The 13,046-nt window shown below is 62.4% G+C and carries 15 protein-coding genes and 1 pseudogene; 8 read left to right on the top strand and 8 right to left on the bottom strand.

Annotated features, from left to right (window positions below):
- Nucleotides 1–215: 215 nt before the first annotated feature.
- The gene (locus BM190_RS13560; RefSeq protein ID WP_018321542.1) at nucleotides 216–473 is read right to left on the bottom strand and encodes a hypothetical protein; all 258 of its coding nucleotides are present in this window, start codon (nucleotides 471–473) and stop codon (nucleotides 216–218) included.
- A 148-nt stretch (nucleotides 474–621) separates the two neighbouring features.
- Between BM190_RS13560 and BM190_RS13555 the strand changes: the two genes are divergently transcribed.
- Both BM190_RS13555 and BM190_RS13550 read left to right on the top strand, forming a co-directional pair.
- A complete protein-coding gene (locus BM190_RS13555; protein WP_092255331.1) occupies nucleotides 622–1,608 on the top strand; it encodes a tripartite tricarboxylate transporter substrate binding protein in 987 nt (328 codons plus the stop codon).
- A gap of 95 nt (nucleotides 1,609–1,703) precedes the next feature.
- Nucleotides 1,704–2,045 (top strand): hypothetical protein, encoded by a 342-nt coding sequence (locus BM190_RS13550; RefSeq protein ID WP_049815046.1) that lies wholly within the window; start codon nucleotides 1,704–1,706, stop codon nucleotides 2,043–2,045.
- Between the two features lie 171 nt (nucleotides 2,046–2,216).
- Here BM190_RS13550 and BM190_RS13545 read toward each other — a convergent pair whose 3' ends face one another.
- The 3 genes from BM190_RS13545 to BM190_RS13535 are packed head-to-tail and all read right to left on the bottom strand — an operon-like array spanning nucleotide 2,217 to nucleotide 4,344.
- Nucleotides 2,217–3,047: an adenylate/guanylate cyclase domain-containing protein gene (locus BM190_RS13545; RefSeq protein ID WP_092255922.1), complete on the bottom strand. Its 831-nt coding sequence runs from the start codon at nucleotides 3,045–3,047 to the stop codon at nucleotides 2,217–2,219.
- A 59-nt stretch (nucleotides 3,048–3,106) separates the two neighbouring features.
- Nucleotides 3,107–3,574, bottom strand: a complete 468-nt coding sequence (locus tag BM190_RS13540; RefSeq protein WP_018321547.1) for a YbaK/EbsC family protein — start codon at nucleotides 3,572–3,574, stop codon at nucleotides 3,107–3,109.
- Nucleotides 3,575–3,612: 38 nt separating this feature from the next.
- Entirely contained in the window at nucleotides 3,613–4,344 is a 732-nt protein-coding gene (locus BM190_RS13535) for a haloacid dehalogenase type II (RefSeq protein WP_092255328.1), read from the bottom strand.
- A gap of 193 nt (nucleotides 4,345–4,537) precedes the next feature.
- Between BM190_RS13535 and BM190_RS13530 the strand changes: the two genes are divergently transcribed.
- Nucleotides 4,538–6,301 carry a caspase family protein gene (locus tag BM190_RS13530; RefSeq protein WP_092255325.1) on the top strand — a complete coding sequence of 588 codons (1,764 nt, stop codon included), beginning with the start codon at nucleotides 4,538–4,540 and terminating at the stop codon, nucleotides 6,299–6,301.
- 460 nt (nucleotides 6,302–6,761) lie between these two features.
- Here BM190_RS13530 and BM190_RS13525 read toward each other — a convergent pair whose 3' ends face one another.
- The gene (locus BM190_RS13525) at nucleotides 6,762–7,091 is read right to left on the bottom strand and encodes a winged helix-turn-helix transcriptional regulator (RefSeq protein WP_244550649.1); all 330 of its coding nucleotides are present in this window, start codon (nucleotides 7,089–7,091) and stop codon (nucleotides 6,762–6,764) included.
- Nucleotides 7,092–7,115: 24 nt separating this feature from the next.
- On the opposite strand from BM190_RS13525, the pseudogene BM190_RS40945 reads away from it, so the two are divergent.
- Nucleotides 7,116–7,202: pseudogene (locus BM190_RS40945) on the top strand (oxidoreductase); the annotation flags it as partial.
- 302 nt (nucleotides 7,203–7,504) lie between these two features.
- On the opposite strand, the gene BM190_RS13520 reads toward BM190_RS40945, so the two are convergent.
- Nucleotides 7,505–8,389, bottom strand: coding sequence for a 4-hydroxyphenyl-beta-ketoacyl-CoA hydrolase (locus BM190_RS13520; protein ID WP_018321552.1), 885 nt, complete (start codon nucleotides 8,387–8,389; stop codon nucleotides 7,505–7,507).
- Between the two features lie 309 nt (nucleotides 8,390–8,698).
- Here BM190_RS13520 and ykgO point away from each other — a divergent pair, with 309 nt between their 5' ends.
- From ykgO to BM190_RS13505, 3 genes are all read left to right on the top strand, one after another.
- Nucleotides 8,699–8,824 carry a type B 50S ribosomal protein L36 gene (gene ykgO, locus BM190_RS13515; protein ID WP_006611362.1) on the top strand — a complete coding sequence of 42 codons (126 nt, stop codon included), beginning with the start codon at nucleotides 8,699–8,701 and terminating at the stop codon, nucleotides 8,822–8,824.
- Nucleotides 8,825–8,929: 105 nt separating this feature from the next.
- Entirely contained in the window at nucleotides 8,930–9,562 is a 633-nt protein-coding gene (locus BM190_RS13510; protein WP_026202572.1) for a tetratricopeptide repeat protein, read from the top strand.
- 140 nt (nucleotides 9,563–9,702) lie between these two features.
- A complete protein-coding gene (locus BM190_RS13505; protein WP_026202573.1) occupies nucleotides 9,703–9,963 on the top strand; it encodes a hypothetical protein in 261 nt (86 codons plus the stop codon).
- 7 nt (nucleotides 9,964–9,970) lie between these two features.
- Here the strand turns inward: BM190_RS13505 and BM190_RS13500 are convergent, their stop codons facing one another.
- The gene (locus BM190_RS13500) at nucleotides 9,971–10,153 is read right to left on the bottom strand and encodes a hypothetical protein (RefSeq protein ID WP_038972834.1); all 183 of its coding nucleotides are present in this window, start codon (nucleotides 10,151–10,153) and stop codon (nucleotides 9,971–9,973) included.
- A gap of 343 nt (nucleotides 10,154–10,496) precedes the next feature.
- On the opposite strand from BM190_RS13500, the gene BM190_RS13495 reads away from it, so the two are divergent.
- Complete coding sequence (locus BM190_RS13495; RefSeq protein ID WP_177237063.1) at nucleotides 10,497–11,453, top strand: alpha/beta fold hydrolase; 957 nt, start codon at nucleotides 10,497–10,499, stop codon at nucleotides 11,451–11,453.
- A 1,167-nt stretch (nucleotides 11,454–12,620) separates the two neighbouring features.
- Here the strand turns inward: BM190_RS13495 and cycA are convergent.
- Entirely contained in the window at nucleotides 12,621–13,016 is a 396-nt protein-coding gene (gene cycA / locus BM190_RS13485) for a cytochrome c-550 CycA (protein ID WP_092255319.1), read from the bottom strand.
- Nucleotides 13,017–13,046 lie beyond the last annotated feature (30 nt).

The following is a 13,046-nucleotide window of genomic DNA, read 5'->3' as shown; positions in this document are numbered from 1 at the left end:
CGTTTGTGCAAACTATCGTAGGGTGGGCAAAGCGAAGCGTGCCCACGTCTTTGCCTGAAGAGATCACAGGTGTCTCGATATCGGCGCCCGCAGGGGCCTTTGGATTGGGGCGGGGACATTCGCGACATCGCGGGTCATTTCGGAGAGTGATCGTGGGCACGGCGCGCGAAGAGCGCGCCTTTGCCCACCCTACGGCAGCCGTCTTTCGGGCCGGACTACGCCACCTTCACGCCGTCGATTGCGACGATGCGCAGGCTTGGCTTCAGCGTTTCTTCCAGCTGCGACTTCAGTTCGTGAACGCGAGGGTCGCTCGAACGCTTCGCACAAACCGCATATTGATGGACCGATTGCGCCAGCGCGCGGCGCGCTTCCGGCGTACGCGTCACTTCGGGCCTTGCAAGCCTCAGAACGATCGCGGCGAGATTCACCAGCATCTCGTCCAGCGCGACATCGATGGTTCCAATGTTAGGCATCACGCACTCCCTCAAGAGGGCAACAGCGGCTCCAGGCATGCGTTCCGGGCTCGGCCGAACATGGCTAACGCTTCGTAAACGTCTTGTTCTTGCCGATCGCGGCGCTAGGCTGGGTGCGAAACAAGAAAATTCGGGGGAGGGACCTGCCATGGATCGACGCGACGTCCTGCGCGCCGCTGCTGCACTGCCGTTGCTGCGCGCTGCGTTACCCGGACCGGCCTCTGCGCAAACCTATCCCGCCCGCAATATCACCATGATCGTGCCGTTTCCGGCCGGCGGACAGGCCGATCTCGCAGCGCGGCCGGTGGCGATGGCGCTGGAGCGGATCCTCGGCAAGGCCGTCATCGTCGACAACCGTGCCGGAGGCGGCGGCGGCTCGGTCGGCAATGCCGCGGCGGCACGCGCCGAGCCCGACGGCTACACGCTGCTGATGACGTTGTCCTCGCTCGCGGTGCTGCCCGAGGCCGACCGGCTGTTCGACCGTCCCGCCGCCTACGAGGTCTCGCAGTTCATGCCGATCGCGCGCGTGCTCGCCGATCCGACGCTGCTGGCGGTGCCGGCGTCCGCGCCGTGGAAGACGGCGCAGGATTTCGTCGAGGATGCGAAGAAGCGGCCGGGTCAGATCACCTACGCCTCGTCAGGGCCTTACGGCACGCTGCATGTGGCGATGGAGATGTTCGCGAGCAGCGCCGGCATCAAGCTGCTGCACGTGCCGTTCCGCGGCGCCGGTCCCGCGCTCACCGCGATCCTCGGTGGGACCGTGCAGGCGATCGCGGCCGCACCGGGGACGCTGAAGCCGCAGGTCGACGACGGCAAGCTGCGCGTGCTCGGCAATTGCGGCGCCCAGCGCATCGCGAGCTTTCCCGATGTGCCGACCTTCCAGGAGCTCGGCTACAAGGACGTCGAGATGTACATCTGGGCCGGGCTGTTCGCGCAGAGCTCTCTTCCCGCGCCGATCGCGACCCGCCTGCGCGAGGCGATGGCACAGGTGATGACGAGTCCCGACGTGCTCAAGGCCTTCGAAACCTCGGGCAGCCTCGTCGCCTATCAGGACGCACCGGCCTTCGCCGAATTCGTCGCGACCGACAGCAAGCGGCTGATCGCGGCGGTGAAGAAGATCGGCAAGGTGGAGTAGGTTCCGAAGCCATTTTCACATTTTGTTGTTGGTCCAGAACCGGGTCCTGCCTCATTGATTGATGAAAATCGATGGGAATCGAGAAGGATCGGGACATGCGAACAGAGCGGATTGCGCTGGGTGTGGCGCTCGCGGTCGGCGGCATCGTCGCGCAGGGCGCTGCATTCGCCCAGGAATATCGCGGCACCATGGAACAGCAGATGGCGTGTACGCCGGACGTCTGGCGTCTCTGCAGCGACCAGATTCCGGACGTGAGCCGGATCACCGCCTGCCTGCAGCAGAACACGCCGCAGCTGTCGAGCGGCTGCCGCGCCGTGTTCCAGTCGAACAACCAAATGCCGCCGCAGCAGGTCCCACGCAATCGGGCCGCACCGCCGCGCTATAACAATGCGCCGCTGCCACCTCCGCAGCGTCCCTATGACGATTACGACGATTAGGCTTTGAAGAGCGCATGATCGGGAAAATTGCGCAGCGCTAAAGCATGATCCGGAAAAGTGCGAAGCGGTTTTCCGGAAAAGATCATGCGCAAACAACAACCTAAAGCGCGATGACGATTCATCCAGATCTCATCGCGCTTTAGGCGCGACGATGCGGTCGTGCCGCCTCGTTCAGCGCTCGGTCTTGCTGTCCGATTCAGGTCGTTGTCCAAGCACCATCCGCAGGACGACACCGAAGAGAATGGCCGCGACCGGCCAATGGAACCAGATCTTGTTGCCCGTGAAAAGATTGATCAGAATCAGGAAGGCCGACACCGTGAGGGCCGCTGCCAGCGGGCGGGGCAGCCTTGCGAGCCAATCCGAGACGATATTCGTCGCCGAAGACAGCTCGCGCCTGTCTCCGATCCGCGGAGCACGCGCTCTTTCTGAGGGAGCTGCGCTTTCCTCGATCGGGAAGCTCCCTTGTGCAGCAGCTCGGCCGCCCAGGGTCAGCCGATAGCTGGTCAAGGGAGCAATGTTCTTCAGGGGACGCTGGCCGAGGCAGTCGAAGCCGACGGATAATTTGTTGTGCACCTGGTCGTAGACCGAGCTCGAGATCACGACGCCGCCGGGCTCGGCGAGCTCTTGCAGCCGTGATGCGATATTGACCCCGTCGCCATAGATGTCAGAGCCGTCCACCATGACGTCGCCGAGGTTGATGCCGATGCGAAACTGCATCGGGCTCGCCTGCGGCGCGTCCGCAGCCTGACTGGAGATCTCCTGCTGAATCTCGACCGCGCATTGCACGGCCTCGACGACGCTGGCGAACTCGGCGATCACGGCATCGCCCCAGGTATTCACGATGCGGCCGTCACGGCGCTCGACCAATCGCGCGATGGCGGTGCGGTAGCGGCGGAGCGTTTCCAACGTTCCGGTCTCGTCTGCTTCCATGAGACGAGAATAGCCGTACACGTCAGCGCACAGCACGGTGGTCAGTCGTCGTTTCACCTTGTCGTCGGTCATCGGCGCCATGCTAGCCTCCCTGATCGGCAAATGCATCAGGGATCGTACCCGGTGCCGCCTTAAGGCCTGACCTCGCAGACATCGACCCATTCGGCGGCGGTCAGCTCGGCCATGCGGTCGGGCGTGATGCGCACCGCGCTGTGGGTCGAGCCCGCGGCCGGGACCACGACGTCGAATGCCTTCAGCGACACATCGCAATAGATCGGGAGCGGCGACTTCAGGCCGAACGGGCAGACGCCGCCGACCTCGTGTCCGGTGATGTCGGCGACCTCCTCCAGCCCCAGCATCTTCGGCTTGCCGCCGAACTGCGCCTTGACCTTCTTGTTGTCCATGCGCGAGGTGCCGGCGGCGACGATCAGGATCACGCGTTCGCCGACGCGCAAGCTCAGCGTCTTGGCGATCATTCCGGGCTCGACGCCATAGGCTTCGGCGGCCAGCGGCACCGTGGCCGAGCTGATCGGGGATTCGATGACGGAGATGTCGGGGGCTTTCTCGGCGAAAAAGGCGCGAACGGACTCCAGGCTCATTCCGGGCAGCTCATTTCAGACTTACGGGGCGGCGATACCTAGGCAATCCCTGGCAGCTCGGAGAGCGCGCGGACGCGGTGGTCCGGCGCAAAGCCAAGCTCGTCCATCTGGGTGCGGATCGCCTTGAACATGGTCAGCGGTGCCACGAGTTCGTTCTCGACGCAAGCCAGCGCCATCGCCTCCGGCGTCACCCGCTCGATCCAGGCGACGTTCAGCCCGAACGCCTTCGCGCCCGCGACGTCCCAGGGGTTGGAGGACACGAACAGAGTCTCGCTCGGTGCGGTGCCGAGCACTTCCCCGATCAGCATGTAGGCCTCCGGGCTCGGCTTGAAGATCTTCTTGGCATCGACGCTGATGGTGGCATCGAGCAGACGGTCGAGCTTGGTGTTGCGCACCAGCGTATTCAGCATGTCCGGGCTGCCATTGGAGAGGATGGCGAGCTTTCGCGGCTTCAGCGCGGTGAGCGCGCTTGTCGCGTCCGGATAGAGGTCGAGATGCAGATATTTCTCGATCACCCGCTCGAAGGTCTCGCTCTCATAGGCCAGCCCGAGCACGCGCAGCGAATAGGCCAGCGAGTCGCGGGTGATCGCGGCAAAGTCCTGGTAGCGCCGCATCAGCGAGCGCAGCCAGGTGTATTCGAGCTGCTTGATGCGCCAGACCTGCGTGATGATCTCGCCATAGCCGGGAAACGCATCCTCGGTGATGTCAGCGACCGACTGGATGTCATAGAGCGTCCCGTAGGCGTCGAAGACGACGGCTTTGATGGGCATCGGGGTGTCTTTCCGGGCCGTTGTGGGCACACGAACTCCGCTTGGGGGAGTACGCGTTGTCGCTAGCTTACCAAGGCACAGCGGAAGTTTGCCACTGCAGGCATGGCATCGAAGTGTGATCAACATCACAGAGCCAATGCTTGCCTTTCATCAGGCTCGACGTAGGCTGCGCACACTTTGATCGGGGCCTACAATGGGCGCTCTTCGTTGGTTTTCATTATTCATTTTCATCTGGCTGACCTGCGGTTCGGCGCAGGCCGAGCGTCGCGTGGCGCTGGTGATCGGTAACTCGGCTTATGAAAAGGTCGCGCGGCTCGGCAATCCATCCAGCGACGCAGCACTCGTGGCGGAAACCTTGAAGGCTGCCGGCTTCGATCTTGTCGACCTGCGTCGTGACCTAAAAGTAGCTGATATGAGGCGGGCGCTGCGGGACTTTATCGAACAGTCCCGCGATGCCGAGGTTGCGGTCGTTTACTATGCAGGTCATGGCATCGAAGTTGATGGGGTCAATTATCTCGTCCCGATCGATGCTGTCCTCGAACGTGACACTGACATTTATGACGAGGCAATGTCGCTGGATCGGGTGTTAGTAGCGATCGAGCCTGCGAAAAAGTTGCGGTTGGTGGTTCTTGACGCATGCCGTGACAGCCCGTTCTCGAAGGTGATGAAGCGGACCCTCGCGTCCAGGGCGATTGGGCGCGGCCTCGCAAAGGTAGAACCGTCAAGCCCCAACACCCTGATTGCCTTCGCATCAAAGGCAGGTTCAACGGCGCTGGATGGCGATGGCAAGAACAGTCCGTTCACGGCGGCGATGGTTCACCACGTTACCAAGCCGGGCCTGGATCTGCGAAAGGCTTTTGGTTACGTCCGCGACGAAGTCTTGAAGTCTACCGCCAATAGGCAAGAGCCATATCTCTACGGCTCACTTGGAGGCGATGATCTATCGCTTGTCCCGGCAGTGGCGGCGCCGTCACCAACAGGACCGCAGGCTGATCCTCAGACGGCGATCCGAAGGGACTACGAGTTGGCGCTGCAACTCGGCACCCACGATGGCTGGGAAGCTTTTCTGTCTCAATATCCAGATGGCTTCTATGCCAACCTTGCGAGAGCGCACGCGAAAAAAATCGCCGCAGAAGAGGCGCGGGCAGCTGCCGCTGAAAAGGCGAGGCTAGCAGAGCAGGAGAGGGTTCGACTTGCCGCAGAAGGTGCAAGACAGTTCGAGATAGAAAAAGCAGCTGCGGCTGCCAAGGCTGCTGAAGAGGCCCGCATCGCTGCCGAGAAGGTCAAGCAGATCGAGCAGGACAAGGCTGCTGCCGCTGAAAGAGCTCGTCTGACAGCCCAGGAGAACGCGGCACGGGAACTCGCAATTCGTGAGAAGGCCTCGCGAGAAAAGAACCAGCAAGTCGCTGCTCTACCACCTCCCGTCGAGACGGAGCAGATCAGCGCCGATACAGCTCGCGCGCTGCAAGCCGAGCTACGTCGCGTGGGATGCAATGTGGGCGTTGTAGACGGCGTTTGGGGTGAGCCCTCGCAGAAAGCCCTCGACCTCTTCAACAAGCACGCCGGCATGAAACTGAATGTGAGCGTCGCCACTACCGACGCGCTCGACGCTGTCAAAAACAAGGGCGGGCGAATATGTCCGCTGATTTGCGAGAACGGCTACCGCGCAGAGGGGGACCGCTGCACGAAAATCAGCTGCCGCAAGGGCTACGTCCTGAACGACGAGAATGAGTGCGAGAAGAAGGGAGCGTCGCCTGAAGCAAAGAAAAAGCCAGAGCTGCAGCACCGCGAAGTAAGACCCTCTTCGTCCTCCGCCGTCACGCGCGCTGATGCGGCTCTATCTAACGGTACCTACCAGAAATGCATGGGCCCCATCACGGGATGTTACGCAAGGGCTATTCAGCAGATGGACCCGCAGAGAGCCAAAATCTGGTGCAGTCGGCAGCCGACGTGCTGAATCACCAAGGCGGAGAAAAATGAAAGTTGCTTGTGGTCGGGCTGTTGTCGGCTTAGTCGCGTTTTGAACTTGCATCAGCTCAAATGGATGGAGACGTTCCGCGGTCGAGGCGCAAGGCGTATGCTCTCAACGAGCGATTTGCTTTCTTTCCGAGTCAATTCTTAGGTAAAGTCTGACTTGATACTGAATCGAGGGGGCGGTTGATGTCGAGGATTTTTGCAGTTCTTTTGGTTGTGATGTGTTCGCTGGTGCTTGCGGTCGAAGCGAGGGCTCAGGTGCACAGTCCAGCAGCCAAGATGAGCTCTGACAGCGGACAATGTCCCACCGGAAGTTGCGCCATGGACGGTTCGGCTTTTGCAAAACACCGCAAATATTGTTCGCCAGCCAACTGTCTAAACAACCGTTTTAAGAGGAAGCAGACGCAGTAGAGTTTGCATGGTGTTCGATGCAACCATTCAAGCTAGCCTGTCGGCTGACGTCCCCGCCGCGTCCAGGTCGCCCTCTCGGCGAACACCTGGCTGACCTCCGCCATGTGCTCCGTGCCCCACGTGCAGAGCGGCACGAGGGCCTGGGCGAGGCTGTGACCCAACGGAGTGAGGCTGTAGTCGACCCGCGGAGGCACCTCCTTGTAGTCGGTCCGCTTCACGAGACCGTCGGCCTCCAGCTCCTTCAACTGCTGGATCAGCACCTTGTCGCTGACGTCGCGGATCGCGCGCCGGAGCTCGCCATAGCGGGTCGGGCCACCCTGGGCGACGAAGTAGAGGATCAGCGGCTTCCACTTGCCGGCCACGACCCGCAGGGTTGCATCTAAGCCGCGGTGGCCGCGTTCCTGGCGTCCTCGGACAGCAGCTTCATGACGGGCGGCGAGGTCTTCGTCGATGGAGGCCTCGCGCAAGTATGAGGTCTTGAGCATGAGGGCTTCGGTCGCTCGATCGAAGCCCTCATGCGCTTTCGAAGGCGTGATGAGATAAGATCCGCCGAGCGCCCCGGCGGAGGTGTGTTCCCTCCCCCCTTGTGGGGGAGGGCTAGGGAGAGGGGTAGCCCAGAAAAAGGCGCCGGCTGTTGACGATGCACAGCGCTAGGGTGCGCGACGGAAAGAATCTCCGAGTGGCACCCCCCTCCCCGCCCCTCCCCCACAAGGGGGGAGGGAACGGAGAGAGCGCTGCTATTGTCCGAGTTCGATCCGACGTCAGCCCACCCGCTTCAGATCCCCAGCAGCTTGCGCGCGTTCGCCTTCAGCACCTTCGGCCGGATCTCGTCGCGGATCTCGATCTTGGCGAAGTCCGACAGCCAGCGGTCCGGTGTGATCACCGGCCAGTCCGAGCCGAACAGCATCTTGTCCTGCAGAATCGAGTTGATGTAGCGCACCAGGATCGGCGGGAAGTACTTCGGCGACCAGCCCGAGAGATCGATATAGACGTTCGGCTTGTGGGTCGCGACGGAGAGCGCCTCTTCCTGCCAGGGGAAGGAGGGGTGGGCGAGGATGATCTTGAGGTCGGGGAAATCGGCCGCGACGTCGTCCATGTACATCGGGTTGGAATATTTTAGCCGCATGCCCATGCCGCCGGGCATGCCCGAACCGACGCCGGTCTGGCCGGTGTGGAAAAGCGCGACCGCGCCGCCATTGTTGATCTCTTCATAGAGCGGATAGGCCATGCGGTCGTTGGCGTAGAAGCCCTGCATGGTCGGGTGGAATTTGAAGCCGCGCACCCCGTATTCCTCGATCAGCTTGCGCGCCTCGCGCGCGCCGAGCTTGCCCTTATGCGGGTCGATCGAGACGAAGGGGATGAGGACGTCGAGATGGTCGGAGGCGGCCTCGATCATCTCGTAATTGTTGTAGCGGCGGAAGCCGGTCTCGCGCTCGGCGTCGACCGGGAAGATCACCGCGGCGATGTTCTTGGAGCGGTAGTAGGCCGCGGTCTCCGGCACCGTCGGCGGATGCTTGTTCGGCGACTTGAAATACTCCGCCATCTGCGCCTGGAAATCGTCATAGCCGTCGTCGGGATGGCAGCCGCAGGGCTCCTCGGCGTGGGTGTGGATGTCGATGGCCACGACATCGTCGATATTGGGCAGCTTCAGCTTCGGCATGGGTTTCCTCCCGACGGGTTGCCGAATTGATTATATCATATAACGAATTTGGCAAGGCGTCGTCGAAAGGACTGATTCCCTTGCGATAAATCGGGCCGATCCGGCCGGTTCTACGGTGCATGGGGTTGTTTTCACGAATTTGCCGGTTCGGAACGGGGCAGTTAACATTGACATCACCTCCCGCCATGCCTTAAGAACCGCCCCGTCCCGGGCGGTCGTCCGCCGGCGGGAAAAATCTCATTTTGCCACATTCGCGCGTGCCGAAACGGTAGTGCCGAACACGGCCTTTCGAACGTTCAGGATTCCGCCATGAAGGTCCGTAACTCGCTGAAATCGCTGCGCGGTCGCCATCGCGCCAACCGCCTGGTCCGCCGCAAGGGCCGGGTCTATGTGATCAACAAGGTGCAGCGCCGCTTCAAGGCTCGTCAGGGCTGATCCCTGCCGAGGGCTCCTGAGCGCGCCCCGCAAGACCACGGTCTCACACGAGTTTGACGCCGCCTTTGCTTTGCAAGGGCGGCTTTGCGCGTTTAGACTTCGACCATGGCAGTGAGATTCCTCTTCGCGCGCACCCTGTGTCTGGCCCTTGTGCTGGGAACCTCCGGCCTTGCCCCGGCCCTGGCACAGCAGATTGAGCCGCCCGGCAAGCAGAAGAAGCTCCCCGAGGCGCCGGCCAAGCTGCCCAAGGTCGATCGCAACAAGAATCTCGAATTCCTGTTCGGCGCGCTGAAGGCGGCGCCCGACGAGGCCAGCGCCAAGCATGTCGAGGCGCGGATCTGGGCGATCTGGCTGCAGACCCCGAGCGACACCGCTGCGCTGTTGATGGCCCGCGCCAAGACCGCGGTCGACGCCAAGAAGATCGAGGTCGCGATCAAGCTCTTGGATTCGGTCATCAAGCTCAGGCCCGACTACATCGAGGCCTGGAACCGGCGCGCCACGCTCTATTACATGCAGAACGACTATGGCCGTTCGCTCGCGGACATCCAGCAGGTGCTGATCCGGGAGCCGCGCCATTTCGGCGCGCTCGCTGGCCTCGGCATGATCATGCAGGAGGTCGGCGACGAGAAGCGCGCGCTCGAGGCCTATCGCAAGGCGCTCGCCGTCAATCCGCATCTCGAAAAGATTCCCGACCAGGTCAAGGCGTTGACCGAGAAGGTCGAGGGACGGGATATCTAGCGCACGATCCGGACGAGGATAGTTTGATCATCTTCCGAGTGATGGCCGCCTGCGCCGATTAACCACGATCGGAAGCGCGGCATCGTGAGCACTATTGCCGGCGCCGCCGCAGGCCTACCTGCATGGCAGGAGCAAAAGCCATGAAGCGTTTGATCTTTGCGGGTAGCTTGCTGCTCGCGTCGGGGACGGTGAGCTTCGCCGACGGACTTTTCTGGGTGGTCGGCAACCGCGCCACCGGAAAATGCAACATCGTGACCAGCAACCCGGTCATCATCGGCGATATCTGGTTCGGCGACGGTCCCTACAAATCGAGGGCCGATGCCAAGCTTGCCCGTTCGACGATCCGTGCCTGTCCCGTGCCTACGCCGGACGAGGAAAAAGCCGAGGACGGCACGAACTAGCCTGCATCTAGTGCAGGGCGTTGCCGCCGCGCTCGACCAGGCCGCGATCGGCGGCTGCGGCGTAAGCCTTTGCAAGCTCCGATTCCAGGTGCTCGTTGATCAGCAGCAGCGCCCTCACGGCACCGCGCAGATCGCCGTTGCAGCTCGCCACGATCTCGTCGATCGCAGTGTCGTTCGATCTGAAGCTCATCGAAAATCCTCCGGTTCAAATCAGGACAAATCCTGCCGGTCTTTCCCGCATCCCCTGAGGTTGCCCCGGGGCCTGCGAGGAGGATCGGCGCCCACCCGCGCCTAGATGGCGGAACCGACCATGGCGATTATATGGAGGCCGCGATGACGGCCCCATGAAGCTGTTCCGAGGCTTGCGTGTCCTCCTGGAATATTGTTGATTCTATTGAGTTTTCACGTTCTTCAATTATGCACATATCCACAGCCCCGGCAGTTTCGGCGCAAGCGCGGAAGGCTGGCGGAGCGAAACTGCCGCCCATAACGCCCGTAACTGCCCTGTGCCCAGGATCACCCGGATTCTCTCCATGATCGTGATGTCAGTCGTGACGGCGCTGGTTCTGCTGGCGCTGGTCACGCAGGCTGGAATCGTCGCCGTGCAGCGCGCCTTTCCGCCGCAGGGCGGGATGGTCGAGGTTGATGGCGCGACGCTTCACGTCGTCGATATCGGTCCGCGCGAAGCAGGCCTGCCGATCGTGATGCTGCACGGCGCGAGCTCCAATCTCGAAGCGATGCGGCGCCCGCTCGGCGACCTGCTCGCCAAAGATCATCGCGTCATCCTGGTCGACCGTCCCGGCCATGGCTGGAGCACGCGCGCGCGGCGCGAGGATTCGACGCCGCAGGTCCAGGCGCGGATGATCGATGAGGCGCTTGGCAAGCTCGGGATCGAGCGCGCGGTCTTCGTCGTGCATTCCTGGAGCGGCGCGCTCGGCGCGCGGATCGCGCTCGATCATCCCGGCCGCGTCGCCGGCCTCGTCATGCTCGCTCCCGTCACCCATCCCTGGCGCGGCGGTGTCGGCCGTTACAATGAGTTCATCGCAACGCCGGTGATCGGTCCGCTGCTCGCCTACACGATCACCCTGCCGCTCGGGTACTTTCTGGCCGAGCCCGGCGCGCGCAACGTGTTTCTGCCGCAGATGATGCCGGATGGATTCGTGCAGGACTCCGCGACGCCGCTGCTGCTGCGCCCGCGCGAGTTCATCGCCAATGCCTATGATCTGGTGACGCTGAAGGAGGCGGTGACTGCGCAAGCCGCGCGCTATGGCGAGATCTCGGTGCCGGTCACGATCATTGCCGGCGAGCCCGACAAGACGGTGAAGACCAACATCCACGCGCGCCCGTTCGCGGCCATGGTGCCGCATGCGAAGCTGATCGTGCTGCCCGATCTCGGCCACATGGTGCAGAACGCCGTGCCGGAGCTCGTGAAGACGGAAATCGAGACGATGATCGGTAGCATCGCCCCGGCACAGGCGGCGGCTGATTAAGCTTTTTCGCGCGAAGTGGCTGCACCCGTAGAGCTCTCGTAGGGTGGGCTAAGGCGCATTTGCGCCGTGCCCACGAGCTCTCTCGGTCGCGAAAGATACGTGGGCACGCTTCGCTTTGCCCACCCTACGGCACCGTGCCTGTGTCGCCCTCTGTCAATCCGCTTCGCTAAAAATGTTCCACTTTACCGAAATTCGGTTTCGGCGTATGTGTCGCCCATCCCGGCTCACCCAAGAGGGGCGACTATGTGGTCGTCACTGTCGCGAGCCGGGCTTGCGGTGGACGCGGCAGCGTCGGCACGAGAGGCGCGGGCAGGGCGGGTAGTCCCTGTGAGCCCGAGGCTTCGTGCGGACGACGGCGCTGCAAGGCTTCGTCTCGTCTGTAAGTTTCCGGCTTCGTCGACAGGGCTCGGGAAAACTGCGGCGAAATGGCGGGCCGTGCGTACGGCAAAACCGTGTGGTCCTGGCCGTCGTTGCTACGGTCAAGTCCTTGCGAAGGTGCGAGCGAGCCCAACCGGGCAGACTGCATCATCCAAATTCGCGGGGCGAGGGAGGCCAGAAGGAATGGTCGGCTCCCGGGAGATCACGGCATAAGCCGTCCAACCACCGCGCAGGGAAGGCCGAGTGATCGGCGACACCTGTATGCTGCTGTGCGGTTCTTCTGCGTGTGCCTATTGCGCAGCGGACCGCGGGTGCGAGCCGGCACCCGGCCTTCCCTGCGCCCTCTTGGATGAGAGGGTGGAGCGACCAAGCAAAGCTCGGGCGAACGCGCCGCGAGGCCGCAAAGCTGCGTGTGCGATTGAGCTGCGTGCCACAAACCAGATCTCGTAGGGTGGGCAAAGCGCAGCGTGCCCACGCCTTGTTGCTCATGGAGAGAGATCGTGGGCACGGCGCTACGCGCCTTTGCCCACCCTACGGCACTGCAGCTGGGATGTGCATTGGAGCATCGCGATGCCGCCCCTTGCTCCGTCATTGCGAGGAGCTCTTGCGACGAAGCAATCCAGAGTCTTTCGGAGGAATGATTCTGGATTGCTTCCGCCTTCGCCAAGGCTTCGGCGGACAAGTCGCTGCGCTCGCAATGACGGCGCAAAAAAACGCGCCAAACAAAAAGCCGCAGCTTCGGTTCTGACTCGGTCAGAACCGAAGCCGAAGCTGTCGACCGATCCGTGCTTACTGCTTGATCTTCCCGTCCTTGTCGAACTGCGAGACATAGGCCCAGAGATTGTTGATCTCGGTCTCGTTCTTGATGCCGGCGAACGCCATCTTGGTGCCGGGGATCTTGGCCTTGGGGTCCTTGATGTATTCCTTGAACACGGCCTCGTCCCAGGTGATGCCGGAATTCTTGTTCGCGTCCGAGTAGCTGTAGCCCTCAGCCGTGCCCGACTTGCGGCCGTTGAGACCGTTGAGCTCGGGGCCGACCTTGTTCTTGGCGCCTTCGCCGATCGCGTGGCAGGCCAGGCATTTGTTGAACGATGTCTTGCCGGCCGCGACATCCTGCGCCATCGCGGCGGGTGCGTTGGCAATGACGGTGAGGATCGTCAGCGCGCCGAAAGTCAGTTTTGTCATAAGTGTGCTCTTCGTCTCTTCCCGGGTCAG

Source organism: Bradyrhizobium sp. Rc3b (assembly GCF_900114915.1).
GTDB lineage: Bacteria > Pseudomonadota > Alphaproteobacteria > Rhizobiales > Xanthobacteraceae > Bradyrhizobium.
The sequence above is the reverse complement of the archived record's forward strand: the minus strand, read 5'-3'. Positions and strand labels throughout refer to the sequence as shown.

What these genes read in the sequence shown, in the direction of transcription:
- BM190_RS13510 (WP_026202572.1), top strand. Translation starts at nt 8,930, where the DNA reads ATGGCAGTGAGATTCCTCTTCGCGCGCACCCTGTGTCTGGCCCTTGTG.
- BM190_RS13555 (WP_092255331.1), top strand. Translation starts at nt 622, where the DNA reads ATGGATCGACGCGACGTCCTGCGCGCCGCTGCTGCACTGCCGTTGCTG.
- cycA (WP_092255319.1), bottom strand. Translation starts at nt 13,016, where the DNA reads ATGACAAAACTGACTTTCGGCGCGCTGACGATCCTCACCGTCATTGCC.
- BM190_RS13500 (WP_038972834.1), bottom strand. Translation starts at nt 10,153, where the DNA reads ATGAGCTTCAGATCGAACGACACTGCGATCGACGAGATCGTGGCGAGC.
- BM190_RS13545 (WP_092255922.1), bottom strand. Translation starts at nt 3,047, where the DNA reads ATGACCGACGACAAGGTGAAACGACGACTGACCACCGTGCTGTGCGCT.
- BM190_RS13560 (WP_018321542.1), bottom strand. Translation starts at nt 473, where the DNA reads ATGCCTAACATTGGAACCATCGATGTCGCGCTGGACGAGATGCTGGTG.
- BM190_RS13530 (WP_092255325.1), top strand. Translation starts at nt 4,538, where the DNA reads ATGGGCGCTCTTCGTTGGTTTTCATTATTCATTTTCATCTGGCTGACC.
- BM190_RS13535 (WP_092255328.1), bottom strand. Translation starts at nt 4,344, where the DNA reads ATGCCCATCAAAGCCGTCGTCTTCGACGCCTACGGGACGCTCTATGAC.
- BM190_RS13505 (WP_026202573.1), top strand. Translation starts at nt 9,703, where the DNA reads ATGAAGCGTTTGATCTTTGCGGGTAGCTTGCTGCTCGCGTCGGGGACG.
- BM190_RS13540 (WP_018321547.1), bottom strand. Translation starts at nt 3,574, where the DNA reads ATGAGCCTGGAGTCCGTTCGCGCCTTTTTCGCCGAGAAAGCCCCCGAC.
- BM190_RS13520 (WP_018321552.1), bottom strand. Translation starts at nt 8,389, where the DNA reads ATGCCGAAGCTGAAGCTGCCCAATATCGACGATGTCGTGGCCATCGAC.
- BM190_RS13495 (WP_177237063.1), top strand. Translation starts at nt 10,497, where the DNA reads ATGATCGTGATGTCAGTCGTGACGGCGCTGGTTCTGCTGGCGCTGGTC.
- BM190_RS13550 (WP_049815046.1), top strand. Translation starts at nt 1,704, where the DNA reads ATGCGAACAGAGCGGATTGCGCTGGGTGTGGCGCTCGCGGTCGGCGGC.
- ykgO (WP_006611362.1), top strand. Translation starts at nt 8,699, where the DNA reads ATGAAGGTCCGTAACTCGCTGAAATCGCTGCGCGGTCGCCATCGCGCC.